23 protein-coding genes and 2 pseudogenes are annotated in these 25,325 nt (G+C 73.3%); 14 read left to right on the forward strand and 11 right to left on the reverse strand.

Annotated features, from left to right (window positions below):
- Positions 1-140 precede the first annotated feature (140 nt).
- The 5 genes from AB0P24_RS14290 to AB0P24_RS14310 all read left to right on the forward strand — a co-directional run bounded on the left by AB0P24_RS14290 (position 141) and on the right by AB0P24_RS14310 (position 5,380).
- Complete coding sequence (locus tag AB0P24_RS14290; RefSeq protein ID WP_365793662.1) at positions 141-3,122, forward strand: BTAD domain-containing putative transcriptional regulator; 2,982 nt, start codon at positions 141-143, stop codon at positions 3,120-3,122.
- A 207-nt stretch (positions 3,123-3,329) separates the two neighbouring features.
- Positions 3,330-3,542, forward strand: a complete 213-nt coding sequence (locus tag AB0P24_RS14295; protein WP_234541608.1) for a hypothetical protein — start codon at positions 3,330-3,332, stop codon at positions 3,540-3,542.
- A 156-nt stretch (positions 3,543-3,698) separates the two neighbouring features.
- On the forward strand, positions 3,699-4,106 hold the full coding sequence (locus tag AB0P24_RS14300; RefSeq protein WP_365793664.1) for a DUF5753 domain-containing protein: 408 nt from the start codon (positions 3,699-3,701) through the stop codon (positions 4,104-4,106).
- A 77-nt stretch (positions 4,107-4,183) separates the two neighbouring features.
- A complete protein-coding gene (locus AB0P24_RS14305; RefSeq protein WP_365793666.1) occupies positions 4,184-4,387 on the forward strand; it encodes a DUF397 domain-containing protein in 204 nt (67 codons plus the stop codon).
- Between the two features lie 57 nt (positions 4,388-4,444).
- Complete coding sequence (locus tag AB0P24_RS14310) at positions 4,445-5,380, forward strand: hypothetical protein (RefSeq protein ID WP_365793668.1); 936 nt, start codon at positions 4,445-4,447, stop codon at positions 5,378-5,380.
- Positions 5,381-5,723: 343 nt separating this feature from the next.
- Here AB0P24_RS14310 and AB0P24_RS14315 read toward each other — a convergent pair whose 3' ends face one another.
- Entirely contained in the window at positions 5,724-7,301 is a 1,578-nt protein-coding gene (locus tag AB0P24_RS14315) for a FadD3 family acyl-CoA ligase (protein WP_365793715.1), read from the reverse strand.
- A 108-nt stretch (positions 7,302-7,409) separates the two neighbouring features.
- Here AB0P24_RS14315 and AB0P24_RS14320 point away from each other — a divergent pair, with 108 nt between their 5' ends.
- From AB0P24_RS14320 to AB0P24_RS14330, 3 genes are read left to right on the forward strand one after another with little or no spacing between them, the layout of a single operon-like run.
- On the forward strand, positions 7,410-8,573 hold the full coding sequence (locus AB0P24_RS14320; protein ID WP_365793670.1) for a lipid-transfer protein: 1,164 nt from the start codon (positions 7,410-7,412) through the stop codon (positions 8,571-8,573).
- 1 nt (position 8,574) lies between these two features.
- Entirely contained in the window at positions 8,575-8,988 is a 414-nt protein-coding gene (locus AB0P24_RS14325) for an OB-fold domain-containing protein (protein WP_181805591.1), read from the forward strand.
- Complete coding sequence (locus tag AB0P24_RS14330) at positions 8,985-9,761, forward strand: enoyl-CoA hydratase/isomerase family protein (RefSeq protein ID WP_365793672.1); 777 nt, start codon at positions 8,985-8,987, stop codon at positions 9,759-9,761. The genes AB0P24_RS14325 and AB0P24_RS14330 overlap by 4 nt, the downstream gene beginning before the upstream one ends.
- 267 nt (positions 9,762-10,028) lie before the next feature.
- Here the strand turns inward: AB0P24_RS14330 and AB0P24_RS14335 are convergent, their stop codons facing one another.
- Together AB0P24_RS14335 and AB0P24_RS14340 are read right to left on the reverse strand one after the other, a co-directional pair.
- Positions 10,029-12,371: a PQQ-binding-like beta-propeller repeat protein gene (locus tag AB0P24_RS14335; RefSeq protein ID WP_365793674.1), complete on the reverse strand. Its 2,343-nt coding sequence runs from the start codon at positions 12,369-12,371 to the stop codon at positions 10,029-10,031.
- Between the two features lie 199 nt (positions 12,372-12,570).
- Positions 12,571-13,302 (reverse strand): VOC family protein, encoded by a 732-nt coding sequence (locus AB0P24_RS14340; RefSeq protein WP_365793676.1) that lies wholly within the window; start codon positions 13,300-13,302, stop codon positions 12,571-12,573.
- 168 nt (positions 13,303-13,470) lie between these two features.
- On the opposite strand from AB0P24_RS14340, the gene AB0P24_RS14345 reads away from it, so the two are divergent.
- Complete coding sequence (locus AB0P24_RS14345; RefSeq protein WP_365793677.1) at positions 13,471-14,118, forward strand: TetR family transcriptional regulator; 648 nt, start codon at positions 13,471-13,473, stop codon at positions 14,116-14,118.
- 66 nt (positions 14,119-14,184) lie between these two features.
- Here AB0P24_RS14345 and AB0P24_RS14350 read toward each other — a convergent pair.
- The 3 genes and pseudogenes from AB0P24_RS14350 to AB0P24_RS14360 all read right to left on the reverse strand — a co-directional run.
- Positions 14,185-14,514 (reverse strand): annotated as a pseudogene (locus AB0P24_RS14350) (Lrp/AsnC family transcriptional regulator); the annotation flags it as partial.
- Between the two features lie 210 nt (positions 14,515-14,724).
- A complete protein-coding gene (locus tag AB0P24_RS14355) occupies positions 14,725-15,195 on the reverse strand; it encodes a nitroreductase family deazaflavin-dependent oxidoreductase (protein ID WP_365793679.1) in 471 nt (156 codons plus the stop codon).
- Complete coding sequence (locus tag AB0P24_RS14360; protein WP_365793681.1) at positions 15,192-16,379, reverse strand: acyl-CoA dehydrogenase family protein; 1,188 nt, start codon at positions 16,377-16,379, stop codon at positions 15,192-15,194. Before AB0P24_RS14360 ends, AB0P24_RS14355 begins: the two co-directional genes overlap by 4 nt.
- A gap of 99 nt (positions 16,380-16,478) precedes the next feature.
- On the opposite strand from AB0P24_RS14360, the gene AB0P24_RS14365 reads away from it, so the two are divergent.
- Positions 16,479-17,648: an acetyl-CoA acetyltransferase gene (locus AB0P24_RS14365; protein ID WP_365793683.1), complete on the forward strand. Its 1,170-nt coding sequence runs from the start codon at positions 16,479-16,481 to the stop codon at positions 17,646-17,648.
- 129 nt (positions 17,649-17,777) lie between these two features.
- The gene (locus AB0P24_RS14370; RefSeq protein ID WP_365793685.1) at positions 17,778-18,776 is read left to right on the forward strand and encodes an expansin EXLX1 family cellulose-binding protein; all 999 of its coding nucleotides are present in this window, start codon (positions 17,778-17,780) and stop codon (positions 18,774-18,776) included.
- Positions 18,777-18,782: 6 nt separating this feature from the next.
- Here the strand turns inward: AB0P24_RS14370 and AB0P24_RS14375 are convergent, their stop codons facing one another.
- Positions 18,783-19,250, reverse strand: coding sequence for a hypothetical protein (locus tag AB0P24_RS14375; protein ID WP_365793687.1), 468 nt, complete (start codon positions 19,248-19,250; stop codon positions 18,783-18,785).
- A 142-nt stretch (positions 19,251-19,392) separates the two neighbouring features.
- Here AB0P24_RS14375 and AB0P24_RS14380 point away from each other — a divergent pair, with 142 nt between their 5' ends.
- Positions 19,393-20,064: a pyridoxal 5'-phosphate synthase gene (locus AB0P24_RS14380; protein ID WP_365793689.1), complete on the forward strand. Its 672-nt coding sequence runs from the start codon at positions 19,393-19,395 to the stop codon at positions 20,062-20,064.
- A 76-nt stretch (positions 20,065-20,140) separates the two neighbouring features.
- Here AB0P24_RS14380 and AB0P24_RS14385 read toward each other — a convergent pair.
- From AB0P24_RS14385 to AB0P24_RS14400, 4 genes and pseudogenes are all read right to left on the reverse strand, one after another.
- Positions 20,141-20,338 (reverse strand): annotated as a pseudogene (locus AB0P24_RS14385) (GNAT family N-acetyltransferase); the annotation flags it as partial.
- A gap of 80 nt (positions 20,339-20,418) precedes the next feature.
- Positions 20,419-20,796: a nuclear transport factor 2 family protein gene (locus AB0P24_RS14390; RefSeq protein ID WP_365793690.1), complete on the reverse strand. Its 378-nt coding sequence runs from the start codon at positions 20,794-20,796 to the stop codon at positions 20,419-20,421.
- Between the two features lie 151 nt (positions 20,797-20,947).
- Positions 20,948-21,577: a GNAT family N-acetyltransferase gene (locus AB0P24_RS14395; protein WP_365793692.1), complete on the reverse strand. Its 630-nt coding sequence runs from the start codon at positions 21,575-21,577 to the stop codon at positions 20,948-20,950.
- 43 nt (positions 21,578-21,620) lie between these two features.
- Positions 21,621-22,049, reverse strand: coding sequence for a Zn-ribbon domain-containing OB-fold protein (locus AB0P24_RS14400; RefSeq protein ID WP_365793694.1), 429 nt, complete (start codon positions 22,047-22,049; stop codon positions 21,621-21,623).
- A gap of 215 nt (positions 22,050-22,264) precedes the next feature.
- Between AB0P24_RS14400 and AB0P24_RS14405 the strand changes: the two genes are divergently transcribed.
- Positions 22,265-23,860: a subtype B tannase gene (locus AB0P24_RS14405; RefSeq protein ID WP_365793717.1), complete on the forward strand. Its 1,596-nt coding sequence runs from the start codon at positions 22,265-22,267 to the stop codon at positions 23,858-23,860.
- Positions 23,861-24,165: 305 nt separating this feature from the next.
- Complete coding sequence (locus AB0P24_RS14410; RefSeq protein ID WP_365793696.1) at positions 24,166-25,323, forward strand: NAD(P)/FAD-dependent oxidoreductase; 1,158 nt, start codon at positions 24,166-24,168, stop codon at positions 25,321-25,323.
- The last annotated feature ends 2 nt before the right edge of the window (positions 25,324-25,325 follow it).

Below are 25,325 nucleotides of genomic sequence, written 5' to 3' on the forward strand. Positions count from 1 at the left end.
CGCTCCGCTCCCCGAGGCCGCCGCGTGAAGACTGTGTGGACCACCGCATGCCGCCTGTGATCGGCATCTCCCCCGGCTGACGCAACCCGCCCGGACAAGGCAGACTGACGGGGTGAAGCGGGATGTCTAGGGAGACGGGCATGGACGGTGGACCGCGGGTGCCGGAGCAGCGGCGCGCCTCCTCCTCGGCGGAGGCCGCGACGGTGCGCTTCAGTGTGCTCGGTCCGGTACGCGCCTGGCGCGCGGAGGCGCCGCTCAACACCGGCTCCCCGCAGCAACGCGCGCTGCTCGCCGCCCTGTTGCTCCGCGAGGGCCGGACGGCGACCGCGGCCGAGCTGATCGACGCGCTGTGGGGGCCCGAGCCGCCGTCGCAGGCGCTGGCGGCGGTGCGCACGTACGCGTCCCGGCTGCGCAAGATCCTGGACCCCGGGGTGCTGGTCAGCGAGTCCGGCGGGTACGCGGTGCGCGGGCTCGGCGAGGGCGCCCTGGACCTGGCGGCGGCGCAGGACCTGGCGGCGGCGGCCGACAAGGCGCGCGGCGCCGGGGACCTGGGACAGGCCCGGGAGGAGCTGAACCGGGCGCTCGCCCTGTGGGACGGCGAACCGCTGGCCGGAGTACCGGGCCCGTACGCCGACGCCCAGCGGACCCGGCTACAGGAGTGGCGGCTCCAGCTCCTCGAGTCCCGTCTTGACATGGACCTGGAGCAAGGCTGCCACGCGGAGGCGGTGTCGGAGCTGACGGCCCTCACCGCGGCCCACCCCCTGCGCGAGCGCCTCCGCGAACTCCTCATGCTCGCCCTGTACCGCAGCGGCCGCCAGGCGGAGGCCCTCGCGGTGTACGCCGACACCCGCCGCCTGCTCGCCGAGGAACTCGGCGTCGACCCGCGTTCCGGCCTGCGCGACCTGCAACAGCGCATCCTCCAGGCCGACCCGGCCCTGGCCGAACCCTCCTCCCCCGCGCCGGCTCCCCCGTCCGTCCCGGTCCGCCCCGCCCAGCTCCCGGCGACCGTCCCCGACTTCACGGGCCGGGCCGCCTTCGTCACCCAGCTGAGCGAGGTGCTGGCGTCGGAGGAGGGCCGGGTGATGGCCGTATCGGCGCTGGCGGGCATCGGAGGCGTCGGCAAGACGACCCTTGCCGTCCATGTGGCGCACCAGGCCCGGTCCGCCTTCCCGGACGGCCAGTTGTACGTGGACCTCCAGGGCGCGGGCCCGCGGGCGGCGGAACCGGAGACGGTCCTGGGCTCCTTCCTGCGCGCCCTGGGCACCCCGGACGCGTCCATCCCCGACTCCCTGGACGACCGGGCGGCCCTGTACCGCTCGGTCCTGGACGGCCGCCGGGTCCTCGTCCTGCTGGACAACGCGAAGGACGCGGCCCAGGTGCGTCCGCTGCTGCCGGGCACGGAGGGCTGCGCGGCCCTGGTGACCTCGCGCGTCCGCATGGTGGACCTGGCCGGGGCCCACCTGGTGGACCTGGACGTGATGTCCCCCGACGAGGCGCTACAGCTCTTCACGAAGATCGTCGGTGCGGAACGGGTGGCCGCCGAGCGCAAGGCCGCCCTGGACGTGGTGGCGGCCTGCGGCTTCCTCCCCCTCGCCATCCGCATCGCCGCGTCCCGCCTCGCGGCCCGCCGCACCTGGACGGTCTGCGTCCTGGCGGCGAAACTCGCCGACGAGCGCCGCCGCCTCGACGAACTCCAGGCCGGCGACCTGGCGGTGAAGGCGACCTTCGAACTGGGCTACGGCGCCCTGGAACCGGCCCAGGCCCGGGCCTTCCGCCTCCTCGGCCTGGCCGACGGACCGGACATCTCGCTGGCGGCGGCCGCGGCAATGCTCGATCTGCCGGTCGAGGCGACCGAGGACCTGCTGGAGACCCTGGTCGACACGTCGTTGCTGGAATCGGCGGCTCCGGGCCGTTACCGCTTCCACGACCTCGTGCGGCTCTACGCGCGCGCGTGCGCGGAGCGCGACGAGCAGCCGCCGAGCACGGGGGTACCTCCCACGCCTTTCGGGCAGTGGGGGAGGGAGGCGGCCATGTCCCGCCTCCTGGACTTCTATCTGGCGACGGCGGCGGGGGTGTACGCGATCGAGCGGCCGGGGGACCGGCTGGTGAACCATCTGGAGCCGACCTCCTATCCCGGCCTGCCCATCACCGACTCCAAGACCGCGGTCGACTGGCTCTACGCCGAGGGTGACTGCCTCCTGGCCTGTGTCCGGCAGAGCGCAGCCCTCGGAATGCTCAGGCGCGCCGTCGACCTGCTGTGGGTCGCCAAGGACCTCGCGGAGTCCGGTGCCAACTCGCATCGCTACGAGGCGACCGCCGTGGCACTCCGCGACATGGCCCATGAGCTGGGCGACAACCGCGCCGAGGGCCGGGCCCGCACCGCGCTGACCAACGCCCTCCTGGTCTCCGACAGGTTCACGCAGGCCGACGAGGAGGCCCGGCTCGCCATCGGGCTCGCCCAGGCCGCGGGAGACCTCGCGCCCTGCTGCTGGGCCCCGAACGACCGCGGGATCATCGCCCTCTACCAAGGACGCAACGACGACGGAGAGCGGCACCTGCGCGAGGCGATCGACAACTACCGCGCCGACGGCAACCTGCCGGGCGAGGCCAGTGCCCTGTGCAACCTCTCCCGGATCCACGTCAAGCTGGGACGCCTGACGACCGCCGTCGAGCTGGCCGAGCGGGGACTCGCCATCTACGACCAGCTCGGGATGACCGTGCGCGTGGCCAACGCTCGTCTCGCCCTCGGGATCGCGCTCAGCGCGGCAGGCCGGGTGCCCGAGGCGCTGGAGCAACTCCACGAAGCCCTGCGGCTCTTCCGGGAGAACCGGCAGCGCCTTTGGGAGGGGACGGCGAACTTCCGTATCTCCGAGGCCCATCTCGCGGGCGGACAGCTCGCCCTGGCGGCACGTCACGCGGAGCAGGCACTCGCCCTCCAGGTCATCGGAGGCGACTGGATGCGGGCCAACGTACTGACCACGCTCGGGCAGGCCCTCAGCCAACTGGGGCAGACCGACCGGGCCCGGGCCTGCTGGAGCGAGGCGCTCAACATCCACGAGCAGTTCGGGGCGGCCGAGGCCGAGCAGGTGAAGGCACTTCTCAGGCCGGCCGCGGCGGCCTGAGGAGCCGGGCGCATGGCGCGTTCATGGTTTGTTTATCGCCGCACGCCATTCTCATGAGTGCCAGCCGCCGCGTCGGGGGGCAGACGGCTCGGCACCCGGCCCCACCGTTTAGGGTGAGCGGCCTTGATGTGCCCGTCCGGCGACACCCGGGGGAGTCACCGGACGGGCACATCGCTTTCTCAGAAGCTCAGCAGAAAGGTGCCGACGATGACCGAAGCCACGAAGAAGCCGAAGATCGCCACGCTGGAGAACCACGCCGGCAGCCCGGACGACGGTTCCTCGACGGTCGAGCCGCTGGAGAACCACGCCGGCAGCGTCACGGAGAACGAAACCGTGAAGCCGCTGGAGAACCACGCCGGCATTCTGCCGGAGTCCGTCGTGACGACGCTGGAGAACCACGCCGGCACCGAGAAGGCGTGACCCGCACCCACGACGGGGACAGGCCGCGGCGGCGCGGAGGGGAAGCCGTCGCGGCCGAGGCGTTCAAGGACGGGCGGGTCCGGTGACCGGGTCGTTCCACCGCCCGCCCGTCCGGGGCTCGGCCTGGCCCAGCTCGCACCACACCGTCTTGCCCTCGTGTTGCAGGCCCAGGCGTACGCCGAGGCGGTCGTACACACGTCGCTGCCCTGGCCGGCGCCCGAGACGGTCGACAAGCAGGTCCGTGCCCGGCTGAAGCGCGCGGAGATCTGGAAGCAGGAGGAGCGGCCGTCGTTCTGGGCGGTCCTGCACGAGTCCCTCGTCCGCAAGCCTCTCCTGCCCCCGGCGGAGATGGCGGTCCAGCTGGAGCACATCGCCCAGGTCATCCGCTCCACGCAGGGCGTTGTGCAGATCCTTCCGGAAACGGCACCGGCCCATCCGTTCATGACGGGCATGATGAAGGTGATGACCTTCCCGGACGCCCCACCGGTGGCCTGTACCGAGGGACTCCGTAACGGCCAACTCATCGACTGTCCAGCGCTCGTGAAGGACGACCGCAGGTCGTAACGATCTGCTCGGGGCGGCGGCACTCCCGCCAGAGGCGTCCCTGGCCATGGCCGAACGAGCGGCGGAGGACTACCGAGATGGCAGGCACCGGGACTGACCTGAGCAACGCCGTGTGGCGCAGGAGCAGTTACAGCGACGGCAGCGGCGGCGATTGCGTCGAGGCCGCCACCCCGCACCCCGACGTGGTCCCCGTCCGTGACTCGAAGAAGCATCAGGACGGCTCTGTCCTTCTCTTCCGTCCGCTCGCCTGGACCGCCTTTCTCAGCTCTCTGAAGGGCTGAACCCGCGAGTTGTCCACAGGCCACGCGGCGATTCCGGGAATCTGCGATCTTCACCGGGTGGAACGCAGGGACTTACACACGCTGGCGGAGCGGGGCATCCTCCTCACCTCACGGGCCGTCGCGGCCGGCTGGCCCCGGCGGAGTCTGACACGTGCGCTACGGGACGAGGGCTGGACACGGCTCCGGTACGGCGCCTGGGCCGAGCCCGGGCGGGACCCCGACCTGCTCACCCGGCTGCGGGCAGTGCAGCTCCTCGAACCCCGGCTGGTCGTGAGCCACCTCTCGGCGGCGCCGATCTGGCGCATCGAGACCCTGGGCGGTGCCTCCGACGCGCCCCTGGAGTTCACGGACCCGCAGCTGAGCATCCGCCGCGTGGGCAGCGGCGTACGCGTACACCGACTCCCGCTCAGCGCTCAGGACGTGTGGGAACGACAGGGACTGCGGCTCACCCCACCTGCCCGCACGCTCGCCGACCTGCTCCGGGACAGCCCACGGGACGAAGCGGTCGTAGCCGTGGACTCGGCTCTCTCCCACCGGAGGGTCGGGCGGCTCCGCCGTCCCCCGATCCTCAGTCCCGCTGCGATCGCGAACGCCCTCGAAGCGACGCCACGGCGTGCGAGAGGCGGCCGGGAACGGCTGCGGTTGACCGACCCGCTCGCCGGCTCGCCCGCCGAGACCGTCGCCCGACTGCGCATGTACGACGCCGGGCTCCGCCCCGAGAGCCAGGCCGAGGTCCGCACCCCGGACGGCCGCCTCCGCTTCCTCGACTTCCTCTTCCGGAAGGAGGGGCTGGGGGTGGAGATCGAGGGTTACGCCTACCACGGCACCCGCGACTCCCATCGACGGGACCTGACCCGCTTCAACCAGATCCTCCGATCCGCCGAAATCCGCAGCCTGCTCCGCTTCGGCGCCGAGGACGTCTTCCACCGGCCCGCCTGCATGATCGAGGAGATCCGGGCCGCCCTGGACGCGCTCGCCGCCGATCGGCAGTGACCGCCCCCGCCCGGGTCGGCGTCCCCTTCGTTCGGCCGGACCGCTCGCCCGGGCCGTGGGCGGGTCCCGCCTCCCCCGCAAGCCGGGCGTCACCGCTCGTGAACGGCGGCCCGCATGGACGACTCAGGGCCTGCGGTGAGTGCCCCCGCGCACCAGTCGCCCGAGCCAGGTCGCCCGCACCGGTGACAGCTCACCCGGGATTGGAAGATATGGGCAAGCGGCGGGCGGCAATGTCGCAGGTCACTGCGGAGGGATTGGCTCATATCTTCCAACCGTGTCTTTGGAGGGCGCGGCTTGGGGGCCGCGTCTCGGGGGCCGTCTGGGCCAGGCCCACGGGCGCACGTCAGCGGGCGGCCCGGTCGGCCGTTCTGAGCTCGCCCTTCAGGACCTTTCCGCTGGCGTTGCGGGGGAGCTCTCGGACGAACTCGACGGTCCTCGGGACCTTGTAGTTCGCCATCTCGCGGCGGGACCAGGCGATCAGGTCGTCGGCCGTGAGAACCGCTCCCGGGCGGCGGACCACGAACGCCTTTCCGACCTCGCCCAGGCGGGCGTCGGGGACGCCGATCACGGCCGCGTCCGAGACGTCCGGGTGCAGGCCGAGCAGTTGCTCTATCTCGGCCGGGTAGGCGTTGAAGCCGCCGACGATGAACATGTCCTTGAGGCGGTCGGTGATGCGGAGGTTGCCGTCCGGGTCCAGGACGCCGACGTCGCCGGTGCGCAGCCAGCCGTCCGCCGTGAGCGTCTCGGCCGTCGCCGCCGCGTCCTCGTAGTAGCCGCGCATGACGTTGAAGCCGCGGACCAGCACCTCCCCGGCCTCGTCCACCCGCACCTGCGTCCCGGGGATCGCCCGCCCCGACGTCGACGCGATCACCGCCGGATCGTCGCCCTGGCGGCACATCGTCACGATCCCGCTCGCCTCGGAGAGGCCGTAGGCGGTCAGGACCGTCTCGACGCCGAGTTCGCCGCGCAGCCGCTCCACGAGGAGCAGGGGTACGACGGCCGCGCCCGTCACCACCAGCCGCAGGGCGGAGAGGTCGTGGGCGTCCCTGGCCGGGTGGTCCAGGAGGGACTGGTGGAGGGTCGGCGGGCCGGGCAGCACCGACACCCGCTCCGCGGCGACGTTCGCCAGGACCGTCTCCACGCTGAACACCGGCTGCGGGATCATCGTCGCCCCGCGCATCAGGCACGCGATCACCCCGGCCTTGTAACCGAAGGTGTGGAAGAACGGGTTGACGATCAGGTAGCGGTCACCGGTCCGCAGGCCCGCCAGGCCGGCCCAGATCTCGTACGCCCGCAGGGTCTGCGCGTGGGTGATCATCGCACCCTTCGGGCGGCCCGTCGTACCGGACGTGAAGATGATGTCGGAGAGGCAGGTGCCGTCCAGCTCGGCCGACCGGGCGGCGACCTGTCCGGCGCCGATGCCCTCCCCGGCCGCCAGGAAGTCCTTCCAGGTGCGGAAGCCGACCGGCGCGTCGTCCGACAGCACCACCACGTCCCGCAGGCCGGGCAGACCCGGCAGCGGCCCCTGGCCGTCCCCGGCTCCCTCCCCGGCCGCCCGCCGCAGCGACGCCACGTACGAGGTCCCCAGGAACGTCCCCGTCACGAAGAGCAGCCGGGCCCCGCTCCTGCGCAGCACGTCCGCCGCCTCCGTGCCCTTGAAGCGGGTGTTGAGCGGGACCAGCACCCCGCCCGCCGACACCGCGCCCAGCGCCGCGACGATCCAGTCGAGCGAGTTCGGCGCCCAGATGCCCACCCGGTCGCCCGCCCCGACGCCGGCGGCCAGGCAGGCGGCCGCCGCGCGTTCCACCCGGGCGCCCAGTTCGGCGTAGGTGATCCGGGTCCGGCCGTCCACCACCGCCTCGACGTCCGCGTACCGCTCCGCCGCCGACCGCACCAGCCCCGGAACGGTCCCCCACTCCATGTCACCGCGCACAACCGGCCTCCCCGGACGCATAGCTGACTGTCCGTCAGATTAGCGGTAGCCTGACGGCCTGTCAGCAAACCGCGACTGCCGTGGAGGTGCGGGCACATGGCCGGTCTCAGGGGCATCAAAGACGCCACCGCCATCGTCGGGATCGGGCAGACCCCCTTCGCCAAACGGCTCGGCGAGGACGAGCGGACCCTCGCCTGCCGGGCCGTCCTCGCCGCCCTCGACGACGCCGGCATCGCGCCCGGCGAGGTCGACGCCCTCGCCTCCTTCACCATGGAGGAGACCGACGAGGTGGAGCTGGCGAAGGCGGTCGGGCTCGGGGATCTGACCTTCTTCAGCAAGGTGGGGTACGGGGGTGGCGGCTCCTGTGCGACCGTCGCGCACCTCGCCGCGGCCATCGCCTCCGGCCAGGCCACGGTGGGGGTGGCGTGGCGGTCCCGGAAGCGGGGGTCCGGGCCCCGGCCCTGGACCAACACCACCGTCCAGCTCCCGACCCCCGCCCAGTGGACCCGCCCCTTCGGCCTGCTCCGGCCCGCCGACGAGATAGCCATGCTCACCCGCCGCTACATGCACGAGTACGGCGCCACCCGCGACCACCTCTTCAACGTCGCCCTCGCCTGCCGCAACCGCGCCAACCAGAACCCCGCCGCCGTCATGTACGACCGCCCCCTCACCCGCGAGATGTACATGACCTCCCGGTGGATCAGCGAGCCCCTCTGCCTCTTCGACAACTGCCTGGAGACGGACGGGGCCCTGGCGTGTGTGGTGGTCAGCAGGGAACGGGCCCGGGACTGCCGGCGGCCCCCGGTCTACGTCCACTCGGCCGCCCAGGGACTCCCCGCCCAGCACCACGGCATGGTCAACTACTGGAACGACGACCCCCTCACCGGCCCCGCCTGGACCGCCGCCCGCCACCTGTGGAAGCACGCCGACCTCACCCCCGAGGACGTCGACGTCGCCCAGATCTACGACGCGTTCACCGCGCTGATCCCGCTCTCCCTGGAGGGCTACGGCTTCTGCGGGCGCGGGGAGGGCGGGGCGTTCACCGAGCAGGGGGCGCTGGAGATCGGCGGGCGGCTGCCCCTCAACACCGGGGGCGGCGGGCTGTCCGAGGCCTACGTGCACGGGTTCAACCTCATCACCGAGGGCGTCAAGCAGTTGCGCGGCACCAGCACCGCCCAGGTGCCGGGGGCCGCCACCTGCCTGGTCACCGCCGGTGAGGGCGTCCCGACCTCCGCCCTCCTCCTCACCAACCGGAGCTGAGATGCTGCGACCGGCCACCGACACCGACGGCGCACCCTTCTGGGAGTACGCGGCCCGCGGCGAACTCCGCGTCCAGGCCTGCGCCGACTGCGGCGAACCCCGCTTCCCGCCCCGGCCCTGCTGCCCGCACTGCCAGTCCTTCGCGAGCGAGTGGCGGCCGACGAGCGGGCGCGGCCGGATCTGGTCGTACGTCGTCCCGCACCCGCCGCTCCTGCCCGACTACGCCGCCCAGGCGCCGTACAACGTGGTCGTCGTGGAACTGGACGACGCGCCCCGGGTGCGGATGGTGGGGAACGTGGTGAGCGGGGCGGGGGCTCCTCTCGACTCCCTCCCGCCGGACCGGATCCGGATCGGAGCCCGGGTGCAGGCGGTCTTCGCGGACGGTCTGCCGCAGTGGGTCCTGGAGCGTCCGTGAGCCTGCGGCTGGACACCGACAAGGAGAGCGGGGTCGCCGTCCTCACCCTCGACCGCCCCGCGAGGCTCAACGCCATCGACCTCGCGACGGCCGCCGAGCTCTCCGCCGCCTGGCGGGCGCTGCGCTTCGACGACGCCGTCCGGGCGGTCGTCCTCACCGGGGCCGGCGGGCGCGCCTTCAGCACCGGGCTCGACCGGGACGCCGTCGTGCCGCAGCCGTCCTCGCCGTACAGCCAGGACGATCCGCTGATCGCCGTCGGGCCGAAGTCGAACGACCTGTGGAAGCCGGTGATCGCCGCCGTGGCCGGGATGGCCTGCGGGGGCGCCTTCTACCTGCTGGGCGAGTGCGACTTCGTGATCGCCGACGAGACGGCGGCCTTCTTCGACCCGCACACGTCCTACGGCATGGTCAGCGCGTACGAGTCGGTGCTGATGGCGCAGCGGATGCCGTACGGGGAGGTGGCCCGGATGGTGCTCATGGGCAACGCCGAGCGGATGGGGGCGCGCAGGGCGTACGAGGTGGGGCTGGTGTCGGAAGTGACGCCCGCCGGGGAGGCGACGGCGGCGGCCGTGCGGTGCGCGACCGTGATCGCCGGGTATCCGACGGAGGGGGTGCAGGGCAGCGTACGGGCGCTGTGGGCGGCGAAGGGGGCGGACCGGGAGCGGGGCTGGGCCGAGGCACCGCACCTGATCACCCTGGGCAACCTGCCGGGCGAGCGGCAGGCGGAGCTGTTCGCCGAACGGGGGCGCGGCGCCGTCCCTCGTACCCGCTGAGACACCGCCCAGAGGGGTGCCACCGACTGCCGTCGGGCGACTGCGGGCCCGTCGTGGCCGTTCGCGCAGTTCCCCGCGCCCCTGAAAAGCAGGGCGCTGCGCCAGCGCCCCTTCAGGGGCGCGGGACTGTATTCGATATGCGGCTCCGCCGCGCGGGCGCGACCAGCACGTCACAACCGACGGGGCGACAGCCCACCTGAAGGGGCGCGGGGAACTGCGCGACAAGCCCCCACGCGGCCGCGGCCGCCCGTCGACAGATCGCGGCAGTCACGCCGTGCGCGCCGTCCCCGTCCCCTTCTCGGCGTCCAGGGCGTACACGCACCGGTCCTTGCTGCACGCGTACACCACCCCGTCGCGCACCAGCGGCGACCCGGTGATCTCCCCGCCTGTCGCCAGCTTCCAGCGCAGGCGGCCGTCGTCGGCCTTCAGGGTGTACAGCAGGTGGTCCGTCGAGCCGAAGTGGATGCGGCCCTCGGCCACCGCCGGGGCGCCCACCACGTCGCCGCCCGCCTGGAAGCGCCACTTGGGCGTGCCGGTGACCGCGTCCAGGGTGTAGAGCCCCTTGCCGCTGCCGACGTGGACATGGCCGGCGGCGACGAGCACCGGCTCGATGGAGGCGCGGGCCTCCGTCGCGATGCGCCAGCGGTCGCGGCCGTCGGTGGCGTCGAGGGCGTAGACGGTGCCGAGGTAGTCGGCGAGGTAGATGCCGCCGCCGGTGACGGCGGGGCCGGGGACGAAGGCGGGCGGGGAGAGGAACACGGCCGGCGCCTCGAAGTGCCAGCGCACCCGCCCGGTCGCGGTGTCCAGGGCGATGACGCGGGTGCCCGCGGAGGCGTACACGAAGCCGTCGTCGGCGTGGGTGAGGCGGACCGGGACGCCGCCGCAGGAGGCCGCGTCGCCGATGGGGTAGGACCAGCGTTCGTCGCCGGTGCGGGCGTCGAGGGCGCGCAGTCTCGCGTCCTGCCAGACGTAGACCGTGCCGTCGTGCAGGGAGGGGCCGGACTCGGGGACCTCGAAGTCGGTCTGGGCACCCGACAGTTCCCAGAGCTTCTGCCCGGTGGTCGCCTCCCAGGCCTGGACGCCGCCGCCCCGGGTGCCGGTGACGAGGGTGCCGCGGTCGGCCTTGAGGGCGTACACCCAGGCGTCGGTGGACAGCCGCCACAGGTCGCCGCCCTCGCGGGCCTCCACGGCGAACAGGGTGGGGCCGTCGGAGGCGTGGATACGGCCGTCCGCGACCGCCATGGACCAGGCGACGTCCCTCGTCTTGAAGCGGCGGCGGCCGGTGGCCACGTCGAGGGCGTGCACCTCGAAGGAGGTGACGTAGACGAGGTCGCCGTCGACGGCCGGGGTGCCCCAGACGTCGTTGGACATCCGGAACCGCCAGGGCCGCCAGCCGGACGCCGTCTCCGGGGGCAGGGCGGGGACCGGCGGTACGGCGGGGTCGGCGCCGTTGACGCCGGGGTGCGGGCGCGACCAGCTGGCCACCAGGCCGGCCTCGGGCGGAGGCGCCTTCACGGCGGCGGCGCGGGCGTCGGCGACGCGCGGGCCGGGACCGATCGGCACCCGGGCGCCGGCGAGGCGGATCGGGCCGGCGTCGGGGGCGCCGACAGGGACCGGGGCCGGGACCGCGGGGTCGTAGGAGGGCGGCGGGGGGACCGCGGGGCGGCCGCCGCCGCGGGCGCCGGACGGGGCGGCGGAGGGTTTCACGGCCGGGCGGCCACCGCGGCGGGACTCGATCAGCCCGACCGCCTTCTCGGGCAGCCAGGCGGACGCCGTACCGCTGTCGTCGGAGCCGGAGCCGAACAGGTGAGGCGCGAGCTGGGCCTGGAGGTCGGCCGGGTTGGGGCGGGCGGCGGCCTCCATCTGCATGCAGGACTCGATGAGCGGGCGCAGTTCGTCCGGGAGGCCTTCGAGGTCCGGGCCCTCGCGCAGCAGCATGAAGACGGTCTCGACCGGGTTGGCGCCGTGGAAGGGCGGGTGGCCGGTGGCGGCGAAGACGAGCATGGAGCCGAGGGAGAAGACGTCGCTCGCGCCGGTCACGGACCGGGAGTCCTTCGCCTGCTCCGGCGACATGTAGGCGGGGGTGCCGACCGCGACGTTCGTCATCGTCAGCCGGGTGTTCGAGACACCGGAGGCGATACCGAAGTCGATGACCCGGGGGCCGTCCTCGACGACGAGGACGTTGGAGGGCTTGAGGTCACGGTGGACGAGGCCGGCGCCGTGGATCGACTGGAGCGCCTCGGCGACGCCCGCCGCGAGCCAGCGGACCGCCTGGGCCGGGAGCGGGCCGCAGTCGTTCACTATCTCTTCGAGCGACGGTGCCGGCACGTACGCGGTCGCCAGCCACGGCACGGCGGCGCGCGGGTCGGCGTCGACGACCGCCGCCGTGTAGAAGCCGGAGACCGCGCGGGCCGCCTCCACCTCGCGCGTGAAGCGGACCCGGAACAGCTGGTCCTCGGCGAGCTCGGTCCGGACGGTCTTGATCGCCACGCGCCGGCCGGACGCCGAGCGCGCGAGATAGACCAGCCCCATGCCGCCGGCCCCCAGCCGTCCCAGCACCTCGAACGGCCCGATCCGCCGCGGGTCGTGCTGCGTCAGCTGATCCACCACTTGCCTGCCACCTCCCCGTACGGGCCTCGTCCACCCACATATGTACGCGACCCCGTGCAGCGTCTCACCACCGCACCGCCATGGCGGCACGCACCCCGATTCTTCCTGGCCCGGGCACAGGTTGCGAACCCGGTGATCAATCGGGGTGTCTCACGACAAAGTAAGACATTTGCCCGCTCAGAGCCGTACCTTTCCGGCCTCAGCGTTCCAGCAGCGCGAAGGACGCCCCTTGATTGTCGGTCACGACGGCGACTTTTCCGTACGACGTCTCGAAGGGCGGCGCCTGGACCCGGCCGCCCAGCTGCCGCACGGCCCCGACCGCCGCCGTCACGTCCCCGGTGCGGAAGTGGACGACGAACTGGGACGGCATCCCGGCCGCGAACACCTCGGTCACGGGGGCACGGCCGAAGTCCGGGTCGGCGCCGGCGCCGAAGAGGGCGTCGGTGAAGAGGCGGCCGTAGAAGGCGTTGGCCGCGTCGGTGTCGCTGGTGTAGAGCTGCGCCCAGGCGAAGGCGCCGGGCGCGTGCCGGACGCCGAAGCCGGGGTGGCCCGCGGCCTGCCAGAGGCCGAAGACGGCGCCGGTGGGGTCGGCGGCCAGCGCGGCGGTGCCGAGGGCGCGGACGGGGACGGGATCGTTGACGATCTGCCCGCCGGCGGCGACGATCCGGCGGGCGAGGTCCCGGGCGTCCGGGGTCGCGAAGTACACGGTCCAGACGGTGGGCATCCGGCCGTCCCGCTTCCGCGCCAGCCTGGCGACGGCCGCGCCGCCGAGGCGGGCCCACACCGCCCCTGTTCCGGGTCCGTCGGCGTCCTCGAAGGTCCACCCGAAGAGCCCGCCGTAGAACCGCTTGCCCGCCTCGACGTCGGGGAGCTGCGCGTCCACCCAGCACGGGACGCCCTCGGGGTATCCGGATGCCCTGTTTTCGGCCATGTCGTCAAAGTAACCGCCCGGCCCGCACCGCGCAGACCAGCCGCACCCGCCCGGAGTGACCGGCGCTTTTCCTTCCGCTCCCCTGCCGTGCGGCCGCTCCGTACCCCCGTGCACCCCATTTGCAGTCGGCCGAATCGCGCTCCGATCACCCCTCGGTAAGCTGACGGCATGACAGGACAAGTGCGTACCGTCGACGGCCGCGTGGCCGGCCGGCGTGGGCAGGCGACCCGGCAGAAGCTGCTCGACTGCCTCAGCGAGATGCTCAGCTCCTCCCCTTACCGGGACGTCAAGGTCATCGATGTCGCCCGGAAGGCGGGCACTTCGCCCGCGACCTTCTACCAGTACTTCCCGGACGTCGAGGGCGCCGTCCTGGAGATCGCCGAGCAAATGGCCACCGACGGCGGTCAGTTGACCGAGCTGCTGGCGGGGCGCTCCTGGGTCGGCAAGGCCGGCTGGGCGACCGCGCAGGAACTCGTGGACGGTTTCCTGGAGTTCTGGCGCAGGAACGACGCGATCCTGCGTGTGGTCGACCTCGGGGCGGCCGAGGGGGACAAACGGTTCTACAAGATCCGTATGAAGATCCTGAACTCGGTGAACAACTCCCTGACCGACTCCATCACGGAGTTGCAGGCCAAGGGCAGGGTCGACAAGGACGTGAACCCGGCGGCCGTGGCCGGTTCGCTGGTCGCCATGCTCGCGGCGGTCGCCGCGCACCAGAAGGGTTTCCAGAGCTGGGGCGTGAAGCAGGCCGAACTCAAGCCGAACCTGGCGCTGTTGGTGCATCTGGGCGTGACCGGGAAGAAGCCCACGAAGTAGTCCGCGCCCTGGGTCCTGTCTGGCAGGCGGTGGTTCACACACAGCGGTGGACCACCGCCTGTCGTCCTACGCCGGCAGTGTCCGGTCCCGGACCACGTGCTTCGTCACCGGCGTCGAGGCCGGGCGCCGCACGCCCGGCAGGGTCGCGAACCGTTCGCCGTGGAGCCGCTGGAAGGCGGCGCGTCCAGCGCCTGGGGGACGGCCGCGAGCGCCCGCTCGGCGTCGGCGACCGTGTCCCGGTCCTCCGCCGCATGGACCCGAAGACCAGCGCCTCGAAGGTCAGCCCCACGGCGACCGGGTCCACCACCGCCCGGTACCCGCTGACTGCCCCGACCGCTCCAGCTCGCGCAGCCACCGGTGGCACGCCGACACGCTCAGCCGCACCCGCCCGGCCAGCGCCGCCGGCCTTCTCGCCCGCGCCTCCTGCCGACCCGCCCGCGCCTCCTGCCGGCCCACCCGCGCCTCCCGGCGGCCCGCGCGGTCAGCCGCGCCTCGGGGCGGCGATGCCGGGCCTCGGGGCGCCGCTGCCCTGCATCGGTGCGCCGCTTGCCCTGCATCGGGGCTCCGCTGCCCTGCATCGGTGCTCCGCTGCTCGCGCGGCACGCGCTATGACGTGCCGCGCGTGAGCCGGAAGATCCGGATCTCCCGGTCCACCCGCTCCTGGTAGGCGGCGTACGGCGGCCAGAACTCCAGCAGCCGCCGCCAGGCCTCCGCCCGCTCCGCCCCCTCCAGCAGCCGGGCGGTGACCGGGATGTCCTGCCCCTTCCAGCTGATCTCGGCGGCGGGATGCCCGAGGAGGTTGTACGTCCAGGCGGGATGGCCGGTGCGCCCGAAGTTGGATCCGACGAGGAACCAGCCGTCCCCCTCGGGCATGCACGCCAGCGGCGTCCGGCGGGGCCGTCCGCTGCGCGCGCCGGTGGAGGTGAGGATCACCCCGGGCAGCATCTGGGCGCTGAGCAGCACCCGGCCGCGGCTGAGCCGGTGCACGGCCCGGTCCAGGGCCGGGACCACGTGCGGGGCCACCTTGGCGAACCCCCGGGTCGCCGAGACCTTCTGCACCAGCCGTTGACCGATCACACCCCCACCTCCCGTCCCGCGAACAGCCCGGCCGCCTCGGCCGCGTGCCCGCGCAGCCGGTGCCCCGGCCCGAACAGCAGCTCGTCCCCGGCTGCCCGCTTGAAGTACAGATGCGCCTCGTGCTCCCAGGTGAAACCGATCCCGCCGTGCAACTGGATCCCCTCGCCCGCGGCGGTCCGCAGCGCCTCCAGCGCCTGGGCGAGCGCCAGGCCGCCGGCCTGTTCCCCGTGCACGGTGGCCCAGGACGCGTAGTAGGCCGCCGACCGGGCCGCCCGCACCGCCACGTACACGTCGGCCAGCCGGTGCTTGACCGCCTGGAACGACCCGATCGGCCGCCCGAACTGCTCCCGCTGCTTCACGTACTCCACGGTCCGCTCCAGCGCCCGGTCGGCGGCGCCCACGGCCTCGGCCGCGAGCACGGCGGCCACGAAGTCGCCGAGGCCGGCGAGGGCGGCCCGGACGTCGGTGTCCTCGTCGGAGCCGAGCAACTCGGCCTGCACATCGCGCAGTTGCACACACGCCTGGCCGCGGGTGGGGTCCAGGCTGGTGCGCCGCGTCCGTACGACCCCGGCGGCGTCCCCCGCCACCAGGAAGAGCAGGACGCGCGAGCGGGCGTACCCCCCGGTGTGCGCGGGGACGAGGAGCAGTCCGGCGCTGTGCCCGTCGAGCACCTGGTCGGCCTGTCCGTACAGCCGCCAGCGGCCCGCCGCGCGCCGCGCCTGCACGCCTCCGGCCCGCCCGCCGCCGGCCCAGTCGGCGCCGCCGGGGCCGGTGAGCGCGAGGGCGGCGGTGAGGCTGGTGCCGGGGACGGCGAGGGCGGCGGTGAGGCGGCCGTCGGCGATCCTCGGGAGCAGTTCGGCCCGCTGGGCGTCGGTGCCGAGGGCGAGCAGCAGCGGGGCGGCGAGCACGGCGGTGGCGAGGAACGGGGTGGGAGCGAGGGCCCGCCCCAGCTCCTCCGCGGCGAGGGCGGCTTCGGTGCGCGTGCAGCCGGCGCCGCCGTACGCCTCGGGAAGGGCGAGGCCGGGCAGGCCCAGCTGTTCGCCGAGGGCGGTCCACAGGCCGGGGTCGTACCCCTCCGCCCTGTCGACGGCGGCCCGCACGTCCTCCGGATGGCAGCGCTTGTGGAGCAGTTCACGCAGGGCGCGCCTGATCTCGTCCTGCTCGTCGGTGAAGCGGGCGTCCATGACCGGACCTCCTGACGATCTGACGGTCCGTCATGCTAGGGGCGTCGGACACAGATGCACAGGGGCGGAGTCCAGGGTATCTGATGTACCGTCAGATTCATGACTGGACCCCGCAAGGTCGCCGTGGTCGGCGTGGCCCTCTCCGACTGCGGCCGGGTGGACGACGCCACCCCCTACACCCTGCACGCCCAGGCGGCCCGCCGCGCGCTGGCCGACGCGGGCCTCGCCCGGGAGGCGGTGGACGGCTTCGCGTCGGCGGGCCTCGGCACCCTCGCCCCGGTGGAGGTGGCCGAGTACCTGGGCCTGCGCCCCACCTGGGCCGACTCCACCTCCGTCGGCGGCTCCACCTGGGAGGTCATGGCGGCCCACGCGGCGGACGCGATAGCCGCCGGCCACGCCAACGCGGTCCTGCTGGTCTACGGCTCGACCGCCCGCGCCGACATCCGGGCGGGGCGGCGCACGGGGAACCTGTCCTTCGGCGCCCGCGGCCCCCTCCAGTTCGAGGTCCCCTACGGCCACACCCTGATCGCCAAGTACGCGATGGCCGCCCGCCGCCACATGATCGAACACGGCACCACGATCGAGCAGTTGGCGCAGGTCGCGGTCCAGGCACGGGCCAACGCGGCACTGAACCCGGAGGCGATGTTCCGCACCCCCGTCACGGTCGACGAGGTCCTGTCCGGCCCGATGATCGCCGACCCCTTCACCAAACTGCACTGCTGCGTCCGCTCGGACGGCGGCGCGGCCGTGCTGCTGGCGGCCGAGGAGTACGTACGGGACTGCCGGACCGCCCCGGTGTGGGTCCTCGGCACGGGTGAGTGCCTCTCCCACGCCACGATGTCGGAGTGGGAGGACTTCACGGTGTCCCCGGCGGCGGTGAGCGGCGAACTGGCCTTTCGCCGGGCCGGAGTCACCGCCCGCGACATCGACTTCGCGGAGATCTACGACGCCTTCACCTACATGACCCTCGTCACCCTGGAGGACCTGGGCTTCTGCGCGAAGGGCGAGGGCGGGGCGTTCGTGGAGAAGGGGCGGCTGCTGGTCGAGGGCGGCGAGCTCCCGGTGAACACCGACGGGGGCGGCCTGTCGGCCCAGCACCCCGGGATGCGGGGGCTGTTCCTGCTCGTGGAGGCGGTACGGCAGCTGCGCGGCGAGGCCGGGCGGCGGCAGGTGCGGCGGGCGGACGGGGGGCTGCCGGAGCTGGGGGTGGCGTCGGGGACGGGCGGCTGGTTCTGCTCGTCGGGGACGGTGGTGCTGGGGCGGGGGTGAGGCTCTCCGCCGGGCGGCGGCAGCTTCTCGCGCGGCGGCGGCAACCTTTCCGGCCCCGGCGGCCACTGCCGTACCGGAAGCTTCGATGTTCGAAGAACACGCACCGCCGAATCGCGTAAGGATCCCTCCGTGGCCTCCTCCTCACCTCGCCGCCGCGCGCGGCCGAAGCCGGACCGGGACTTCGCATGGCGCCCGGTCCGCGGTCCGTTGCTCGCGGTGGCCGCCGTCGCCGCCGTCGCCCTGGTCGTGACCCTGGCCGTGGCCTTCCGCCCCGGCGCCGCGGCCGGCGCCACCGGACAGGACCGGGCGGTGTCCGGGTCCGCGGCACACGCCGCGACGAGCACGGCGGCAACCCCGAAGGGCCCGTCGCCGACGCCGTCCAGCACGGCCGCACCGACCCCCACGGCGAGCAGGCGGACCACCACCCCGTCCGCGACCCCGGCCACCACCCCGGCCAGGCGCCCGGCGGGCGGCACGGCCCGCGCCTCCTCCGCCACCACCACGGCCCCCGCGGCCGGCCGGATCCGCCCCGGCACCACCTACCAGGGGGTCGCCACCTCCTACGACGTCGGCAACGGCGACGGCGCCTGCTCCTACGGCCCCACCTCCGACGTGATGACCGCGGCGATGAACACCGCGGACTACGAGACGGCGAAGGCCTGCGGGGCGTACATCTCCGTGCGGGCGGCGAGCGGTACGTCCATCACCGTACGCATCACCAACGAGTGCCCGGCACCCTGCGCGCCCGGCCAACTCGACCTGAGTCACCAGGCGTTCGCGAAACTGGCGCCGCTGTCGGCGGGCCGGATCGCGATCACCTGGAGCCTGCTGAGCCCGGCCGCCTCCGACACCGTCTCGATCCGCTACAAGACCGGTTCCACCCAGTACTGGTGCGGCGTCCAGGCGATCGGCCACCGCAACCCGCTGGCCCGCCTGGAGGTCCGCACGAGCGGCGGCTGGCTGGCACTGACCCGCACCGGGTACAACTACTTCCTCTCCGAGCAGGGCACCGGCTGCGGCGGCGAGATCCGCCTCACCGACATCTACGGCCAGCAGCTCACCGTGCCGGCCCTCGCCGTGCGCCCGGACGTGGTGCAGCAGACCGGGGTCCAGTTCGCCCGGCACTGACGGCTCTCAGCCGCGCACCGGCACGATCCGGTGGCCGCGGCGCGGCCCCGGGGCGTCGAGGAGGGTGACGCCGATGTGGCGGCGGCTGCGCACCCATGCCGTGGGCGTCATGACGAGCCCGGCGACGGCGACGATCAGGCCGGCCGGGAAGAGGACCGGCAGGGACTGCCCCGCGGGCAGGGCCCCGCCGCCCTCGTGGACGGCGTAGCCGAGGGCGACGGCGGACACGAGGAGGGAGACGACCGACACGACCGCCCAGGCGTTGCGCACCCGCCGGGTGCGCGCGTGATCGCTGACCTCGGCGAGGACGGACACCGCGCAGACCGGACACTCCAGCTCGACCCGGTCCCGGCCCTCGGCCGGCCGGACCAGCCGGAAGTCGCGGGCGGCCCAGGTGACGGCCCGTGTCCGGCGCCGTCCGACATCACCGCTTACATGGCGTACGGCCACTTTCACGGTCTTCGGTCCCCTCATGCCGGACAGTGTGCGGCCGGGGCACAGGTGTTCGCAGGGATTTGCGATGTTGTGCCCTCGGGTCTGGCCACGGGGACACCGGGGCGACCGCGGGAGGTGGCTGATGACACGGCCGCCGGAGGCACCGAGTGATACTCGGCACATGGCAGCAACGGATCTTCACGCGCTCCTGAGGTCGCTCCGCGTCTGGTCCCCCGGGACCACGGAGCTACGGCCCTTCGACCCGGCGGCGGCTCCGGCGGCACCGCTCCCCCTCTTCACCACGTGGTTCGCGGAGGCGGTGGCGGCCGGGCAGCCGGAGCCGCACACCATGTCCCTGGCGACGACGGACGAGGAGGGCCGGGCGGACGTACGGATCGTGATCCTGCACGGCGCGGACCCGCACGGCTGGTCCTTCGCCTCCCATGTGACCAGCCGCAAGGGGCACCAGCTGAGCGCCCGCCCGTACGCGGCCCTGGCCTTCTACTGGCCGGTGCTGGGCCGCCAGGTCCGGCTCCGCGGGCCCGTCACCGCGGCCGCGTCCGCCGAGAGCCAGGCCGACCTGCACGCCCGCTCGACGGGCGCCCTGGCCGCCGCGCTCACCGGCCGCCAGAGCGGGCCCCTGTCCTCGCTGGAGGAGCTGCGAAAGGAGTCGGAGGCGGCCTGGGAACGCGCCCGCACCGACCCGACCGCCCCCTCCCCGACCTGGACCCTCTACCACCTGCGCCCGCAGGAGGCGGAGTTCTTCCAGGGCGACCCGGACCGGCGGCACGTCCGCCTCCGTTACGTCGCGGAGGGGGACGGAGGCTGGCGGAAGCAGTTGCTGTGGCCGTGACCGGCCTCCCTCACGGCGTCCGCCCCGCGAGGTCGTACACCGCCCAGTCGGCCACCTGCCGGTAGCCGATGCACTGTTACAGGGCGTTGCCCGTCGGGTTCGCGAGGTCCGCGAAGAACAGCACCTCGGCGGCGCCCGCGGCCGGCGCCGCCCGGCCGACCTCGGCGGTCACCGCGCCGGCCGAGCCGCGGCCACGCGGTTCCGGCGGGGTACGGACGGGCCCGACCCGAATCCGGCCGGCGACCGCCAGGGGCACGCCGGCCATGGAGACCGGAGCAACGAGATCGGCCGGACAGCCCCGGAGCGACGTAGGGGCGCAGGTCCGGACGCCCCAGGAGGACGGCTCAGGACGGCTCAGGCGGCGGACGGCTCGATCTCTCCCGCGAAGACGATGACCTGGTCGATGAGGCTCCGTCGCAGGTGGACGACGTCCGTTCCGGTCAGGCGGGGGCCTCCGTCCGGCGTGGTGAAGGCCCACTGGTAGCGGGCCCACTCGTCGGGCATGTCCACCGCCGAGCAGCGCACCATCGTGCCGGTCCCCGCCGGGTGGCGCCGGATGTCCAGCACGAACCGCTCGACCGCCGCGATCCCTTCACTGCGGCCCAGCGGCCCCCAGAAGACCACGTCCGATGTCAGGGCCTGGGAGAGCAGCGCAGTCACATAGCTGTCGTCCGAGGCGTTGAACGCGGAGATGAATGTGTCGATCGCGGACCGCGCGGTCTCTTCCTGCATACACCACTAATACCAGTCGCTCCGCGGAACGCGCCCGCCCCTGAACCGCCGTCCGATCACGTGAACGGCGCCGCCGTCTGCCGCAGGTCACCCGCCGCTTCGCCCCCGCATGCCAGAACACTCTCAAGCGCCATCGGCCGCCGCCCGCGCACTAAACCGGCGCCGGGGCCGAGGGCGCGACCAGGTCCGGGCTCGGGTCCGTGGCCAGGCGGGCGTGCAGGTGTACGTCGCGGAAGGCGTCCCGCCGGCCCGCCTCGAACATCGCGCCGCGCAGCGTCCCCTCGTACCGGAAACCGCACGTCTGCGCGATGCGGCAGGACGCCTCGTGGCCGAGGGCATGCCCCAACTCCAGCCGGTAAAGGCCGAGTTCGGCGAAGGCCCAGTCCGCCGCCAGGGCCAGGGCGTGGGTGGCGACCCGGCGGCCCCGCGCCTCGGCGAGCACCCAGTAGCCGACCCGGGCCGTCCGGAACGTGCGGTCGATCATGTTGACGCCGACGTGGCCGAGGGTCGTACCGCTCTGCGCGTCCGTGATCCGGAACGGCGCGCAGGTGCCGTCCGCCGCCTGCTTGCGCAGCCCGGCCAGCGAGGCGCGGGCACCCGCGAGGTCGGTCACCTGGGTGAGCGGGGTGTTCCAGCGGCGGAAGTCCGGGTCGGAACGGGAGCGCAGCCACGCCTCGACGTGGGCCTCCGCGTCCGGGTCCCAGCGGTCCAGCCGCAGGCCGTGGCCGTACGGGGTGGCGTCGGGGCGGTGGGCGGCGGGCTGTTCGTCGGTGAGGGCCATGGGGCCATTGAAGCCGTTGCGCCGGGCGACGGCCCAGCGGGTTTCAGCGCGGCGCCGGGCGGAACACCGGCACCCCCTCCCGGAAGGCGACCTCCAGCTCCTGTCCGGCGCCCAGGGTCCCCGGGTCCGCGGCCACCAGCTCAGTCATCATGCGCGGGCCCTCGGCGAGGTCGACCACTGCGGCCACGTACGGGACGCGGTCACCGAACGGCGGGAGGTCGTTGCGGTGGACGACGGACCAGGTGTAGAGGGTCGCGCGGCCGGTCGCCCGTTCCCAGGTGACGTCCTCGCTCCAGCAGTGCGGGCAGAACTCCCGGGGGTAGTGGTGGGCCCGGCCGCAGGAGCCGCAGCGGCGGAGCAGGAGCCGGCCCCCGGCCGCGGCCTCCCAGTAGGGGCGGGTGAAGGCGTCCGGTTCGGGGCGGTCGTGGCGCGGAGGCTCGCCGCGTGTCCCGTCGGAACTCGTCGCATCCATGAATCTGACGGTACGTCAGTTCCTGAGGTGCGGCCTAGACCCGGGTGGGCAGAACCTGTGCGTTTCCGGTGACCCTGTGGATCCCCGGTGAGATCCCGGCAAATTGTTGACGATTTTGTTGGCTCCAGATTACGTTCGCAGCCGCAAGGCCAAGGAGTCCGCAGAGGAGAGGCAGCAACGTGAAGCACAGGGCAGTCAAGCGCAGGACCGTGATCATGGGAATCGGCGCCACGGCCGGTGTCGCGGCAGTCGGCGGTGCCGCCCTCAGCGCGCAGGCGTCGGGCAACCCCTCCTCGTCCTCGGCCTCCCTGAGGTTCGACCCGGATGCCTATACGAAGCTGACGACGACGATCACGGACACCCAGGGCGCCGAGCACAAGGTGACCTACCACTTCTGGAAGGCGATCACCTACGTCGCCGACCCGGTGGACGAGACCTACCAGTCCCTGAACGTCAGCGTGCCCGTCGAGATCGACGGCACCGCCGTGGACGCGACCGACGCCCCGATCCTGTTCGCGAACTCCGTCGGCGGTTACCTGCCGTCCTCCGTGGCCGACGCCACCGGCATCGGCGCCTCCGGAGCCCCCACGGGCGGCGGCACGGGCGGCGGCGCCTCCCCCGCGCCCAGCGCCTCGGCCTCCGCCTCCGCTCCCGGTGCCAACGGCAACACCAACGGCACCGGCGGGGCCCTGAACACCAACCAGCTGCTGGCGCTGCTCGCCGGTTACGTCGTCGTGGAACCCGGGGCCCGTGGCCGTACCCTCACGAACTCCGACGGCGAGTACTACGGCACCGCCCCGGCCGTGATCGTCGACCTCAAGGCCGCCGTGCGGTACGTCCGGTCCAACAAGGGCCGTATCCCCGGTGACACCGACCGGATCGTCTCCGCCGGCACCAGCGCCGGCGGCGCCGTCTCCGCGCTGCTCGGCGCGTCCGGCGACAGCCCGATCTACGACAAGTACCTCAAGGAGCTCGGCGCGGCCGACGCCTCGGACGCGCTGTTCGCGGTCGGCGCCTGGTGCCCGATCACCGACCTGGAGCACGCCGACGGCGCCTACGAGTGGAACTGGGGCACCAACGCCCTCTCCTCCGGCAAGCAGGTCGACCAGACCGTCTCCAAGGACCTCAAGGCCCAGTTCGCCGAGTACCAGGCGGGCCTGAAGCTACGCGGCCTGGACGGCTTCGGCCCGCTGACCGCCCGCAACTACGACGAGTACCTGGTCAAGCAGTACCTGGAGCCCTCGGCCACCAAGTACCTGGCCGGCCTCTCCGACTCGGACCGCGAGACGTACCTGGCGAAGAACACCTTCATCACCTGGTCCGGCGGCAGGGCCGCCTTCGCCTGGGACGACTTCCTCACCCACGTCGGCGCCCGCAAGAAGGACACCCCGGCCTTCGACGCCTTCGACCTGTCGGCCGGCGAGAACAACGAATTCGGAGCGGGTACGACCGAGGCACGGCACTTCACGGCGTACGGCGCGAAGAATGACAGCACCGGACTCGGCACCAAGCGGGTCGCCGCCGACATCCCCGGGAAGCTGAACCTGATGAACCCGATGTACCACCTGGTGGAGAAGGTCAACGAACGCCGCTCCAAGCACTGGTGGATCCGCCTCGGCACCAGCGACTCCGACACCTCGCACGTCATCTCCGCGAACCTGGCGGCCCGCCTGGACAACCTCGGCGACGACGTCAACCACCTCTACTACTGGGACCAGGGCCACGGCGCCAACACCGACCCGGGCGACTTCATCACCTGGATCGCCACGGTGACGGGCTACGACAAGGACAGGACGGCCAAGCGGAATTGACCGGCCGCCGCGGGCGTGAGCAAGAAACCCTCACCATCGAGAGGGCGCTCCCGAAGCCGCGACAGCCTCCCCGGACGCGGTGTCCTTTTTCCCGTCTGTCCAAGGACACCGCCCACCCGTGGCGTCGGGCCCCAGCGCACCGGGGCCCGATGTCACGGGCCTTTCGCTTTTCCACCCGCTTTCCCGCAGATGAGGTGGGCTACGTCACAAGTCCCACCCGCTTCTCCTACCGGTGTGATCAATCCGCAACCAATTCCGGTCTTGACCGAGACCCATCAACGTGACGCGTGATTACGCTCGCGCTCATGGCCGTGTTCTCCCCTACCGTCTCGCCCGTGTACGTCATCGGCGCCGGCCCCGGAGGGCTCGCCGCCGCGTACGCGCTGCGGGCCCGGGGCATCCGCGCCGTAGTCCTGGAGAAGTCGGACGACGTCGGCGCGTCCTGGCGCCGTCACTACGACCGTCTCCACCTCCACACCACCCGGCGCCTGTCCGCGCTCCCCGGGCTGCCCATGCCGCGCCGCTTCGGCCGCTGGGTCTCCCGCGACGACGTGGTGCGCTATCTGGAGAAGTACGCCGAGCACCACGAACTGGAGATCGTCACCGGCGTCGAGGTCTCCCGCGTGGAGCGCTCGGCCGACGGTGACGGCTGGCTGCTGCGCGCCTCGGGCGGGCGGGAGCTGACCGGCTCCGCGGTGGTGGTCGCCACCGGCTTCAACCACACCCCGCGCATCCCCGACTGGCCGGGCCGGGACGGCTTCGGCGGGGAGTTCCTGCACGCCGGCGCGTACCGCAACGCCGAGCCCTTCGCCGGCCGGGACGTCCTCGTCGTCGGCATCGGCAACACCGGCGCCGAGATCGCCGTCGACCTGACCGAGGGCGGCGCCTCCCGGGTGCGGCTGGCCGTCCGCACGGTCCCGCACATCGTGCGCCGCTCCACCGCCGGCTGGGCCGCCCAGTACAACTCCATCCTGGTACGACGGCTCCCGACGGCCCTCGTCGACCGGCTGGCCCGCACCATGGCCAAGGTCAGCGTCCCCGACCTGACCGCGCACGGCCTGCCCCGCCCCGACAGCGGCCTCTACAGCCGGGTGAAGCAGGGCTCCATCCCGGTCCTGGACGTCGGCCTCATCGACGCGGTGCGCCAGGGGAAGGTCGAGATCGTGGCCACCGTCGAGGGTTTCGAGGACGGCAAGGTCCTCCTCGCCGACGGCACCCGCGTCTCCCCCGACGCGGTGATCGCCGCGACCGGCTACGTCCGCGCCCTGGAGGGCCTGGTCGGCCACCTCGACGTCCTCGACGACCGCGGCCGTCCCGTCGTCCACGGCCCCCGCACCCCGAAGCACGCCCCGGGCCTCTACTTCACCGGCTACACCAACCCCATCAGCGGCAACCTCCGCGAGATGGCCATCGACGCGGAGAAGATCGCGAAGGCCGTCGCCAAGCGGCAGCGGACGGCGTAGAA

This window comes from Streptomyces sp. NPDC086519, assembly GCF_040686075.1.
GTDB lineage: Bacteria > Actinomycetota > Actinomycetes > Streptomycetales > Streptomycetaceae > Streptomyces > Streptomyces shenzhenensis.